General features: G+C 62.3%; 13 protein-coding genes. 10 read left to right on the forward strand and 3 right to left on the reverse strand.

The features are described 5' to 3' along the window. Nucleotides 1-84 precede the first annotated feature (84 nt). The 10 genes from J3P91_RS18225 to J3P91_RS18270 all read left to right on the forward strand — a co-directional run bounded on the left by J3P91_RS18225 (nucleotide 85) and on the right by J3P91_RS18270 (nucleotide 9,595). Complete coding sequence (locus tag J3P91_RS18225) at nucleotides 85-339, forward strand: type II toxin-antitoxin system Phd/YefM family antitoxin (RefSeq protein ID WP_434572991.1); 255 nt, start codon at nucleotides 85-87, stop codon at nucleotides 337-339. Next, entirely contained in the window at nucleotides 340-750 is a 411-nt protein-coding gene (locus J3P91_RS18230) for a type II toxin-antitoxin system VapC family toxin (RefSeq protein WP_434601328.1), read from the forward strand. A gap of 229 nt (nucleotides 751-979) precedes the next feature. Further along, nucleotides 980-2,395 (forward strand): cytochrome c oxidase accessory protein CcoG, encoded by a 1,416-nt coding sequence (gene ccoG / locus J3P91_RS18235; protein ID WP_434601329.1) that lies wholly within the window; start codon nucleotides 980-982, stop codon nucleotides 2,393-2,395. A gap of 11 nt (nucleotides 2,396-2,406) precedes the next feature. Continuing rightward, entirely contained in the window at nucleotides 2,407-2,946 is a 540-nt protein-coding gene (locus tag J3P91_RS18240) for a FixH family protein (RefSeq protein WP_434572987.1), read from the forward strand. 161 nt (nucleotides 2,947-3,107) lie between these two features. Beyond that, nucleotides 3,108-5,558, forward strand: coding sequence for a heavy metal translocating P-type ATPase (locus tag J3P91_RS18245; RefSeq protein ID WP_434601330.1), 2,451 nt, complete (start codon nucleotides 3,108-3,110; stop codon nucleotides 5,556-5,558). Nucleotides 5,559-5,582: 24 nt separating this feature from the next. Beyond that, on the forward strand, nucleotides 5,583-5,801 hold the full coding sequence (gene ccoS / locus J3P91_RS18250) for a cbb3-type cytochrome oxidase assembly protein CcoS (protein WP_434572984.1): 219 nt from the start codon (nucleotides 5,583-5,585) through the stop codon (nucleotides 5,799-5,801). Further along, a complete protein-coding gene (locus J3P91_RS18255; protein WP_434601331.1) occupies nucleotides 5,794-6,477 on the forward strand; it encodes a sulfite exporter TauE/SafE family protein in 684 nt (227 codons plus the stop codon). The genes ccoS and J3P91_RS18255 overlap by 8 nt, the downstream gene beginning before the upstream one ends. Before the next feature lie 281 nt (nucleotides 6,478-6,758). Next, the gene (gene hemN / locus J3P91_RS18260) at nucleotides 6,759-8,141 is read left to right on the forward strand and encodes an oxygen-independent coproporphyrinogen III oxidase (protein ID WP_434601332.1); all 1,383 of its coding nucleotides are present in this window, start codon (nucleotides 6,759-6,761) and stop codon (nucleotides 8,139-8,141) included. A 94-nt stretch (nucleotides 8,142-8,235) separates the two neighbouring features. After that, a complete protein-coding gene (fnr, locus tag J3P91_RS18265) occupies nucleotides 8,236-8,970 on the forward strand; it encodes a fumarate/nitrate reduction transcriptional regulator Fnr (RefSeq protein ID WP_305499946.1) in 735 nt (244 codons plus the stop codon). Nucleotides 8,971-9,046: 76 nt separating this feature from the next. Then, nucleotides 9,047-9,595 (forward strand): adenine phosphoribosyltransferase, encoded by a 549-nt coding sequence (locus J3P91_RS18270; RefSeq protein ID WP_434572978.1) that lies wholly within the window; start codon nucleotides 9,047-9,049, stop codon nucleotides 9,593-9,595. 143 nt (nucleotides 9,596-9,738) lie between these two features. Here the strand turns inward: J3P91_RS18270 and recR are convergent, their stop codons facing one another. The 3 genes from recR to J3P91_RS18285 all read right to left on the reverse strand — a co-directional run bounded on the left by recR (nucleotide 9,739) and on the right by J3P91_RS18285 (nucleotide 12,063). Further along, entirely contained in the window at nucleotides 9,739-10,341 is a 603-nt protein-coding gene (gene recR / locus J3P91_RS18275; RefSeq protein ID WP_305499942.1) for a recombination mediator RecR, read from the reverse strand. Between the two features lie 66 nt (nucleotides 10,342-10,407). Further along, nucleotides 10,408-11,436, reverse strand: a complete 1,029-nt coding sequence (locus J3P91_RS18280; protein WP_434601333.1) for an NADP-dependent oxidoreductase — start codon at nucleotides 11,434-11,436, stop codon at nucleotides 10,408-10,410. Between the two features lie 288 nt (nucleotides 11,437-11,724). Further along, the gene (locus tag J3P91_RS18285) at nucleotides 11,725-12,063 is read right to left on the reverse strand and encodes a YbaB/EbfC family nucleoid-associated protein (RefSeq protein WP_003183512.1); all 339 of its coding nucleotides are present in this window, start codon (nucleotides 12,061-12,063) and stop codon (nucleotides 11,725-11,727) included. Nucleotides 12,064-12,085 lie beyond the last annotated feature (22 nt).

Consider the following 12,085-nt stretch of genomic DNA (forward strand, 5'->3'; position numbering starts at 1 on the left):
GAAACATGCTGCACCTGTTCACCCTTGCTTGCATCCGGCGCCGGTAGTAACGTGCCTACATTCACACTCAATGGGGACGCCGCCGTGTCCATCACCACCATTTCCAGCCGCGAGTTCAACCACGACACAAGTGGTGCCAAAAAAGCTACCCGAGAAGGTCCAGTCATTATCACCGACCGTGGCAGGCCGGCCCATGTGCTGCTAAGCATTGAGGAGTACCAGAAACTGACCGGCGCTGGCACCAGCATCGTCGAGTTGCTGGTCATGCCCGATGCGCCGGATATCGACTTCGATCCCGAGCGCGCCGTCATCACGCCCCGCTCGGTGGACCTGTCCTGAATGTTCCTACTCGATACCAACGTCATCTCGGAGCTGCGCAAGCCTCAGGCCGATAAAAACGTACAAGCCTGGGCGCGCAGTGTCCCCGCTCCCAGCCTGTATGTTTCGGCCATCACCGTATTGGAACTGGAAACCGGGATCTTGCGCTTTGAGCGCAAGGACCCGGCGCAAGGTAGCCGTTTGCGTGCATGGCTGGATAACCACGTCATGCCCGCGTTTGCCGGCAGGATCCTCGCGGTCGACCGCGCCGTGGCCCTGCGTTGCGCCCGCCTGCATGTCCCGGACCGCAGCAATGAGTGCGATGCGCTGATCGCCGCCACGGCGCTGGTCCATGGGCTGACCGTGGTGACCCGCAACGTGGCGGATTTCAGAAGCAGCGGCGTGGCGCTGATCAACCCATGGGTTAGCTAGCCAGGTAACAGATGCGTGCGCCGGAAACCATGACATGGCTATAGTCAATTGATCTGGGTCATGAGTTGTTACATCCGCTACACCATTCGGCGCCGACGCCCAACGCGACCAAAGGTCGCAGCCTTGAGCCAGAGCGACAGGCGTATCATTGCGCCATTGCAACACCCTTTCTGACCGCGGTCGGCACGTACTGGCCTCGGCATTTTTCCACTGCCGTGGGATGCAATTGATGAGCAACCAGATTCCGGTACATGACGTTACCCCGCCTGCCAAGGACGCCAACAAAAGCGTCGACCTCTATGCCTCTCGGGAAAAAATCTACACCCGCGCCTTCACTGGCCTATTTCGCAACCTGCGCATGGTCGGCGGCGCGGTTCTGTTCCTGCTGTATTTCGGTACCGTCTGGCTGAACTGGGGCGGTCATCAGGCTGTCTGGTGGAACCTGCCGGAACGCAAATTCTTTATTTTCGGCGCGACTTTCTGGCCACAGGACTTCATCCTGCTCTCGGGGCTGCTGATCATCGCAGCCTTCGGCCTGTTTTTCATTACCGTCTATGCCGGTCGGGTCTGGTGCGGCTATACCTGCCCACAAAGCGTATGGACGTGGATTTTCATGTGGTGCGAAAAGGTCACCGAAGGCGACCGCAACCAACGCATCAAGCTCGACAAAACGCCCATGAGCGCCAACAAATTCCTGCGCAAGTTCGCCAAGCACAGCCTGTGGCTGCTGATCGGTTTTGTCACCGGCATGACCTTCGTTGGCTACTTCACCCCGATCCGTGAGCTGGTCTTCGAGTTCTTCACCGGCCAGGCCGATGGCTGGTCGTATTTCTGGGTCGGTTTCTTCACCCTCGCCACCTATGGCAACGCCGGCTGGCTGCGTGAGCAAGTGTGCATCTACATGTGCCCGTACGCCCGCTTCCAGAGCGTGATGTTCGACAAGGACACCCTGATCGTCTCCTACGACCCGCGTCGCGGTGAAGCCCGGGGCCCGCGCAAGAAAGGCATCGACTACAAGGCCCTGGGCCTGGGGGACTGCATCGATTGCACCATGTGCGTCCAGGTCTGCCCTACCGGGATCGACATCCGCGACGGCCTGCAAATCGAATGCATCGGCTGCGCAGCCTGCATCGATGCCTGCGACAACATCATGGACAAGATGGACTATCCCCGCGGCCTGATCAGCTACACCACGGAACACAACCTCTCGGGGCAGAAAACCCATAAACTGCGCCCGCGCCTGATCGGTTATGCCCTGGTGCTGCTGGCCATGATCAGCCTGTTGGTGACCGCGTTCTTCATGCGCTCGCTGGTGGGCTTCGATGTCAGCAAGGACCGGGTGCTGTACCGCGAGAACGCCGAAGGCCGGATCGAGAACGTCTACAGCCTGAAGATCATGAACAAGGACCAGCGTGACCATACCTACGTGCTGGAAGCCACCGGTTTGCCGGATCTGAAGCTACAGGGTAAACGGGAGATCAAGGTCGCGGCCGGTGATATCTACAGCCAGCCGGTAGAGCTGTCCAGCGCACCCGAACAATTGCCGTCCAGCACCAATGAGGTGACCTTCATCCTCAAGGATGCCGATGACGACAGCGTCCATGTTGAAGCCAAGAGCCGGTTCATCGGCCCACAGACTCGTTGAGAGAAATGCACATGCCTGCAGCAACCGCCACCAGCCCTTGGTACAAGCACCTCTGGCCGTGGATCATCATCGGGATCCTCGCTTGCTCGGTGACCCTGAGCCTGACCATGGTGACCATCGCGGTGAAGAACCCGGACAACCTGGTCAATGACAACTATTACGAAGCCGGCAAGGGCATCAATCGCTCGCTCGAACGCGAACTGCTGGCCCAGACCCTGCAACTACATGCCAACGTGCAACTGGACGACCTCACCGGTGAAGTGAGCCTGCGCCTGAACGGCAACAGCCGGCCCCAGACCGTAGAGCTGAGCCTGATCTCCCCAACGCAGCCGGAGAAAGACCGCAAGATCGTGTTGACCCGCAACGACAGCGAACCAGGACGCTATGTCGGCCAACTGGCGGACAAGATCGAAGGTCGGCGTTTTGTCGAATTGCTGGGTGTGGAACACGATCGGACCTGGCGCTTGTTCGAAGAAGAACAGATCACCCACGGCCAGGACATCCAGCTTGGCGACGAGCCGCTGCAAGGCGCTGAAGACCTGAAAAAGTAGACCGCTGTTGTGTGGCGAGGGAGCTTGCTCCCGCTGGGCAGCAAAGCGGCCCCTGTTTTTAATCCAGCAATCCTCAGGCGTATTGTTGTACTCAGACTGCGACTGCTTCGCAGCCGAGCGGGAGCAAGCTCCCTCGCCACAAAAGGTTTTCACGCGACAACATGACCACTCCACAGCCCTGCTACCACTGCGCCCTGCCGGTACCTCCCGGCAGTCGCTTCACCGCCGTTGTCCTCGGTGAGACCCGCGAGCTGTGTTGCCCCGGTTGCCAGGCGGTGGCCGAAGCGATCGTTGCCGGCGGCCTTGAGCACTATTACCAACACCGCAGCGAAGCGTCGGCCAACCCGCAAACCCTGCCCGTTCAATTGACCGACGAACTGGCGTTATACGATCGCCCCGATGTGCAGCAATCGTTCGTCCGCCATGAAGGCGAGCTGGCCGAAACCACCCTGCTGATGGAAGGCATCAGTTGCGCCGCCTGCGGCTGGCTGATCGAAAAGCAACTGCGCAGCCTGCCGGCCGTGGCCGAGGCGCGGTTGAACCTGTCGAACCACCGCCTGCACGTACGCTGGGCCGACGCGCAACTGCCGCTGAGCACGTTGCTCGCCGAACTGCGCCAGATCGGCTACGCCGCGCACCCGTACCAGGCCGATCAGGCCAGCGAGCAGCTCGCCGCCCAAAACCGCCTGGCCCTGCGTCAATTGGGCGTGGCCGGGCTGCTGTGGTTCCAGGCGATGATGGCGACCATGGCCACCTGGCCCGAATTCAACATCGACCTGAGCCCGGAGATGCACACCATCCTGCGCTGGGTCGCACTGTTCCTCACCACGCCTATCGTGTTCTACAGTTGCGCGCCGTTTTTCAAAGGTGCGCTGCGAGATTTGCGCACCCGCCACCTGACCATGGACGTTTCGGTGTCCTTGGCCATCGGCAGCGCCTACATCGCCGGGATCTGGACCTCCATCACCGGGGTGGGCGAGCTGTACTTCGATGCGGTCGGCATGTTCGCCCTGTTCCTGCTCGCCGGCCGCTACCTGGAACGCCGGGCCCGGGAGCGCACCGCTGCGGCCACCGCCCAACTGGTCAACCTGCTGCCAGCGTCGTGCCTGCGCCTGGACGAGCGCGGCCAGAGCGAACGCATCCTGCTCAGCGAACTGCGCACCGGTGACCGGGTGCTGGTCCAACCCGGAGCGATCCTGCCCGCCGATGGCACGATTCTCGACGGCCAGTCCAGCGTCGACGAATCGCTGCTGACCGGCGAATACCTGCCGCAACCGCGCCAGGCAGGCGACGCGGTAACGGCAGGCACGCTCAACGTCGAAGGCGCCCTGACGGTCGAGGTACGGGCGTTGGGACAGGACACGCGGTTATCGGCCATCGTGCGCCTGCTCGAACGGGCCCAGGCCGAAAAGCCACGATTGGCGGAAATTGCCGACCGCGCCGCCCAATGGTTCCTGCTGTTCTCCCTGGTCGCAGCGGCGGCCATCGGCCTGTTGTGGTGGCAGCTGGATGCTTCGCGTGCGTTCTGGATAGTCCTGGCGATGCTGGTCGCGACCTGTCCTTGCGCGCTGTCCCTGGCGACACCAACCGCCCTGACAGCTGCCACCGGAACCCTGCACAAACTCGGCCTGCTGCTGACGCGTGGTCATGTGCTGGAAGGCCTTAACCAGATCGACACGGTGATTTTCGACAAGACCGGCACCCTCACGGAAGGTCGCCTGGCGTTACGCGCCATCCGGCCATTGGCCGCCCTCGACGGTGATCAGTGCCTGGGCTTGGCCGCGGCCCTGGAAAACCGTTCGGAACACCCCATCGCCCGAGCTTTTGGTCGCGCACCGTTGGCCGCCGAACAGGTACAAAGCAGCCCAGGGCTGGGACTCGAAGGCCTGGTCGCCGAACAACGCCTGCGCATCGGCCAGCCCGGTTTTGTCTGCGAACTGAGCGGCTCGGCCGTACCGCCGATGCCGGACGAACCCGGACAATGGCTGTTGCTGGGCGACGATATCGGGCCACTGGCCTGGTTCGTCCTCGATGACCGCCTGCGCGCTGATGCGCCGGCGCTGCTCGCCGCCTGCAAGGCGCGGGGCTGGCGTACGCTATTGCTCTCCGGCGACAGCTCGCCGATGGTGGCCAGTGCCGCCGCCGAGCTGGGCATCGACGAGGCCCGCGGCGGCTTGCGTCCGGACGACAAGCTGGCCGTGCTCCAGCAGTTGCACCAGCAGGGTCGCAAGGTGCTGATGCTCGGTGATGGCGTGAATGACGTGCCGGTGCTGGCGGCGGCGGACATCAGTGTCGCCATGGGTTCGGCCACCGACCTTGCCAAGACCAGCGCCGACGCAGTGCTGCTGTCCAACCGCCTCGATGCCTTGATTCATGCATTCGGCCTGGCCCGGCGTACCCGCCGCGTGATCATTGAGAACCTGGTCTGGGCAGGGCTGTACAATGGCCTCATGTTGCCGTTCGCCGCCCTCGGCTGGATCACGCCGGTGTGGGCCGCGGTCGGCATGTCCATCAGTTCGTTGACCGTGGTGCTGAATGCCTTGCGGCTGACCCGCCAACCGCAAGCGCAGGTTGGCGAAACCACGCCCGATACCCGTCCGCTGCCGGCCTGAGCCGCGCGGGCATGGAGTTCCGAGATGCCAGCTCTCTACGTGATGATCCCGGCCGCACTGTTGATCGTGGCCGTCGCCGTCTACATTTTCTTCTGGGCCGTGGACAGCGGCCAATACGATGACCTCGACGGTCCGGCCCATAGCATCCTGTTCGACGACCAGGACCCGAACCACAAGGCGGCCGTCGAGGAAGCCAGCAGCGCGGACCACAAGCCGGACGACAAGGCGCCGCCCCATGCTTGACCTGGCGCCAATGCTGGTTTCCGCCGTCATCCTCGGCCTGCTCGGTGGCGGGCATTGCCTGGGCATGTGCGGCGGGCTGATGGGCGCCCTGACCCTGGCGATTCCCAAGGAACAACGCAGCCGCCGCTTGCGACTATTGCTCGCGTACAACCTGGGACGCATCGTCAGCTACGCCGCGGCCGGCCTGCTGATCGGCCTGGCCGGCTGGGCCGTGGCGAACAGCCCGGCGGCGATGATCCTGCGCGTGCTGGCCGGTTTACTGATGATCGTCATGGGACTCTACCTGGCAGGCTGGTGGAGCGGCCTGACCCGTATCGAAAGCCTGGGCCGTGGCTTGTGGCGGCGTATCCAACCCATCGCCAACCGCCTGCTGCCGGTGTCGAGCCTGCCCCGGGCCCTGCTGCTCGGCGCGCTGTGGGGCTGGCTGCCCTGCGGACTGGTCTACAGCACCCTGCTGTGGTCCGCCAGCCAGGGTAACGCGGTGGACAGTGCACTACTGATGCTCGCCTTCGGCCTGGGCACCTGGCCGGTCCTGCTCGCCACCGGCCTCGCGGCAGAGCGCGTCACGGCGCTGCTGCGCAAACGCAGCGTGCGCATGGCCGGCGGATTGCTGGTGATTGTCTTCGGCATCTGGACACTGCCGGGGCCGCATCAGCATTGGCTCATGGGGCATTGAACAAGCTCACAGACAATGAGGAATGCCCGGCAACCCTGTGACGAGGGAGCTTGCTCCCGCGGGCCTGCGAAGCAGGCCCCAACAAGCTTCAGGCAGAACGCATTTGCTGATATTGCGTCTGCTGCGCAGCCGAGCGGGAGCAAGCTCCCTCGCCACGGGGTTTGAGTTGTCTGGACTGGCATCATCATTGAGAACCCCATGTCCCGTTGACGCAAATCAACACGCCCCTTCCCTTCGCCTCATAGACTTCAAGCATGCCAGCCTAACCGGGGAATGCCCGCATGCTCGACGCCATTCGTTGGGACTCAGACCTGATCCGCCGCTACGACCTGGCGGGACCGCGCTATACCTCGTACCCGACCGCGGCCCAGTTCGCCGGCCAGGTGGGCACGTTCGACCTGCTCCATGCCCTGCGCGACAGCCGCAAGGCCCGCAGGCCTTTGTCGCTTTATGTGCACGTGCCGTTCTGCGCGAACATTTGCTACTACTGCGCCTGCAACAAGGTCATCACCAAGGACCGCGGCCGCGCCCATGCCTACCTGCAACGCCTGGAGCAGGAAATCCAGCTGATCGGCTGCCACCTGGACCCGGCCCAGCGCGTGGAACAGTTGCACCTGGGCGGTGGCACGCCAACCTTCCTCAGTCACGACGAGCTGCGCCAGTTGATGGCCAGGCTGCGCGAGAGTTTCAACCTGATGGACGATGACTGCGGTGACTACGGCATCGAGATCGACCCGCGGGAGGCGGATTGGTCGACCATGGGTCTGCTGCGGGAATTGGGTTTCAACCGGGTCAGCATCGGCCTGCAAGACCTTGACCCTACCGTGCAGCGTGCCGTCAACCGCCTGCAAAGCCTGGACGAAACCCGTGCGGTGGTCGAAGCCGCCCGGACCCTGCAGTTTCGCTCGATCAACATCGACCTGATCTATGGCTTGCCCAAGCAGACCCCGGAAAATTTCGCTCGCACCGTCGAGGAAGTGATCAGCCTGCAACCGGACCGTCTCTCGGTGTTCAACTACGCCCACCTGCCGGAGCGCTTCATGCCGCAGCGGCGCATCAACAGCCAGGACCTGCCGAATCCTGTGCAGAAACTGGCCATGTTACAAGGCACCATTGAACAGCTGACCGCCGCCGGTTATCGCTACATCGGCATGGACCACTTCGCCCTGCCCGATGACGAACTGGCGATCGCCCAGGAGGAAGCGACCTTGCAGCGCAACTTCCAGGGCTACACCACCCACGGCCATTGCGACCTGATCGGCCTCGGGGTCTCGGCCATCAGCCAGATCGGCGACTTGTACTGCCAGAACAGCAGTGACCTGAACCAATACCAGAACGCCCTCGCCGACGGGCAATTGGCAACCAGCCGGGGCATTGTGTGCAATGCAGACGACAGGCTGCGACGCGCGGTGATCCAACAACTGATTTGCCATTTCAGCCTGGCATTCGCCGAGATCGAGCAAGTCTTCAATATCGATTTCCGGGGGTATTTCGGCTCTATATGGCCGCAACTACAGGCGATGGACGACGACGGGCTGGTTGAACTGACGGCTACGCACATCAAGGTACTCCCTGCCGGACGTCTGTTGGTGCGTTCGGTTTGCATGGTATTCGACGCGTATCTGCAGCAGCAGAATCGGCAGCGTTTCTCCCGCGTCATCTGAGCGCGACAATTTGACGGCAATACCGCACTGGCCGGTGTTTGCGTGCTGAGTTACCCTTACGGCTTATGTGTGTTTTCCCACAAGGATTTAAGAAATGTCCGAGCCAGTCAAATCGCGCGCTCATAACCAGGCCCATTGCAAGGATTGCAGCCTGGCCCCTCTGTGCCTGCCACTTTCGTTGAATCTGGAGGACATGGACGCGCTGGACGACATCGTCAAACGAGGCCGCCCGTTGAAAAAAGGCGAGTTCCTGTTCCGCCAGGGCGATGCCTTCGATTCGGTCTACGCCGTGCGCTCGGGCGCCTTGAAGACCTTCAACCTGAGCGACGGTGGCGAAGAACAACTCACCGGTTTCCACTTGCCCAGCGAGCTGGTCGGCCTGTCGGGCATGGACACCGAGACCCATCCGGTCTCGGCCCAGGCGCTTGAAACGACCTCGGTGTGCGAAATTCCGTTTGATCACCTGGACGAACTGGCCTTGCAACTGCCGCAACTGCGTCGTCAACTGATGCGCGTGATGAGCCGGGAGATCCGCGACGACCAACAGATGATGCTGCTGCTCTCGAAGAAAACCGCCGACGAGCGCATCGCGACCTTCCTGGTCAACCTCTCGGCGCGTTTCCGCGCCCGTGGCTTTTCGGCCAATCAGTTTCGCCTGAGCATGTCGCGCAACGAGATCGGCAACTACCTGGGCCTGGCGGTGGAAACCGTGTCCCGGGTGTTTACCCGTTTCCAACAGAGCAAACTGATCGCCGCCGAGGGCAAGGAAATCCATATCCTTGACCCGATCCAGCTGTGCGCCCTGGCCGGCGGCTCGGTCGAAGGCTGATGCGCCTGCGCGGCTGAGGCTTTTGCCGCCGCCGCGCTATACTGCCGCGTTTGCAGCCAGCCAGGACACCTCGACGATGGTCTTCGACTCCTTCGACATCAAATCCCTGATCCGCCCGGTAATCGACTTCCCCAAGCCAGGCGTGATCTTTCGCGACATCACCCCACTGTTCCAGTCCCCTACCGCGCTGCGGCTGGTCATGGACAGCTTCGCCCATCGCTACGTCGAGGCCAGCTTCACGCACATCGGGGCGATGGACGCGCGCGGCTTCCTGATCGGCTCGATCCTGGCCTATCAGTTGAACAAACCGCTGGTGCTGTTCCGCAAGCAAGGTAAATTGCCGGCCGACGTGTTGGCCGAGGGTTACCAGACCGAGTACGGCGAGGCTTTCCTGGAGGTCCACGCCGATAGCCTGTGCGAGGGCGATTCGGTGGTGATGTTCGATGACCTGATCGCCACCGGCGGCACGCTGATCGCCGCCGCCAACCTGATCCGCCGCATGGGCGCCAAGGTCCATGAAGCCGCCGCGATCATCGACTTGCCGGAATTGCTCGGTTCCCGGCGGCTGGAGGACATGGGAATACCGACGTTCTGCCTGACCCGGTTTTCGCTTAGCGAAAAATAATCCCCGCGAACAAAACATCTATCCCTTGTGGGAGCGAGCCTGCTCGCGAAGGCGCTGTGTCAGTACATGATTTTTTGACTGATCCACCGCTTTCGCGAGCAGGCTCGCTCCCACAGTCCACAGGGAGGACTTTTGTAGGGTGGTTACAGAGCGATCGGCTTGCGCCCGGCAAACGAATGCGCCAGCGTCCCGCCATCCACCAGCTCCAGCTCGCCACCCAATGGGACGCCATGGGCGATGCGGGAGGCAACCAGGCCCTTGTTGCCCAGCAACTGAGCGATGTAATGGGCGGTAGCTTCGCCTTCCACCGTAGGGTTCGTCGCGAGGATGACTTCGGTGAACGTGCCCGCCTCTTCGATGCGCGCCATCAGTTGTGGGATGCCGATGGCCTCCGGTCCCAGGCCGTCAAGCGGCGACAAGTGACCCTTGAGTACAAAGTAGCGGCCACGGAAACCGGTCTGCTCCACCGCGTAGACATCCATCGGCCCCTCCACCACGCAGAGCAGGCTGTCGTCCCGGCGCGGGTCGGCACACTGCGGGCAGAGGTCGTCTTCGGTGAGGGTGCGGCATAAGCGGCAATGCCCTACCCCTTCCATGGCCTGGCTCAAGGCCTGGGCCAGGCGCGACCCGCCGCTGCGATCACGCTCAAGCAATTGCAACGCCATGCGCTGGGCGGTTTTCTGACCCACACCCGGCAAGGTTCGCAGGGCATCGATCAGTTGGCGGATCAAAGGGCTGAAGCTCATGGAGGAAACGTCCGACATAACAACGAGACGCGGTTTATACCCGCGCCTCCGTTTAGCGTCAAATACTCAATCCTTCGACACGCGTATCACCAATTTGCCGAAGTTGCGCCCTTCCAGCAGGCCGATGAAAGCCTGAGGCGCGTTCTCCAGGCCATCCACCACATCTTCGCGGAACTTGACCTTGCCATCGCGCACCCACGGCGCCATCGCGCTGATGAACTCCGGCTGGCGGTCGCCGTAGTCGTCGAACACGATGAAGCCCTGGATCCGCACGCGTTTGGTCAGCAACGTGCGTTGCAGTTGCGGCAAGCGATCCGGACCGCTTGGCGGCTGATGTTCGTTGTAGGACGCGATCAAGCCGCAAAGAGGAATGCGTGCCTTGGCGTTGAGCAACGGCACCACCGCGTCGAAGACCTTGCCACCGACGTTTTCGTAGTAGATGTCGATGCCCTGGTCGCAGGCCCGGGCCAGTTCGTCGGCGAAATTCGCACTCTTGTGATCGATGCAGGCGTCAAATCCCAACTCGTCGACCACGTATTTGCATTTTTCACTGCCACCGGCCACGCCCACCACCCGCAGCCCCTTGATCTTCGCCACCTGGCCGACCACCGAGCCCACGGCGCCCGATGCCGCCGCGACCACCAGGGTCTCGCCTGCCTTGGGTTGGCCGATGTCCATCAGTCCCATGTAGGCGGTCATGCCCGGCATGCCCAAGACCCCGAGCGCCATCGAGGGGCTGGGTAGCCCGGACGGGATCGGGATGACGTTGCGGCCATCGCTGATGCAGTGGCTCTGCCAGCCCGTAGCGCCGACCACTAGATCACCTTCCTGGAATTTCGGGTGCATCGATCGCTCCACACGACTGACGGCGCCACCGGTCATCACTTCGTCGATTTGCACCGGCGCGGCGTAGGAAGGCGCGTCACTCATACGGCCACGCATGTAGGGATCGAGCGAAAGGTACAGCGTCTTTAGCAGGATCTGCCCGTCTGCCAGGTCCGGCAGCGTCACGTCTTCAAGACGAAAGTTTTCCGGGGTTGGCGCACCTTGGGGGCGCGAGGCCAGGACGATGCGCTGGTTGGAAATCAGTGACATGGAGGCGGTCTCCTTGTTCGGTGAGTGGACACGTATAGGGAGCAGACCATTGCCGAGGGGGCGGCGTTCGATGTTTGTTCAGTTGGTCCGCAGTGTGGCCTTCGCGAGCAGGCTCGCTCCCACAGGGTTCGTGGGTGAACACACATCTTGTATTCATCACAATCCACTGTGGGAGCGAGCTTGCTCGCGATAGCGATCTGGCATCCACCGCTATCTCTGAAGCAGAAACAAAAATGCCAGGCGCGATGCCTGGCATTGTATGTAGCCCATCCCGAGCGGGATGGCGAATCAGAACGGCAGCTTCATGCCCGGCGGCAGTTGCATGCCGGCGGTCATGCCGGACATCTTGTCCTGGCTGTTGGCTTCGATCTTGCGCACCGCGTCATTGACGGCGGCGGCAAACAGGGCCTCGAGCATTTCCTTGTCGTCTTCGCTCAAGCCCTCGACCACGCTCGGGTCGATGCTGACGCGCTTGATGTCGTGGCGACCGGTCATGACCACGGTCACCATGTCGCCGCCGGACTTGCCGGTGACTTCGGCGTTGGCCAGCTCTTCCTGCATCTTGGCCATTTTTTCCTGCATCTGCTGCGCCTGCTTCATCAGGCCGGCCATGCCACCTTTCATCATGGGAATCACCTCGAAAGTACGT

The sequence above is a fragment of the Pseudomonas sp. Z4-7 genome, from assembly GCF_051131965.1.
Taxonomy (GTDB): Bacteria; Pseudomonadota; Gammaproteobacteria; order Pseudomonadales; family Pseudomonadaceae; genus Aquipseudomonas.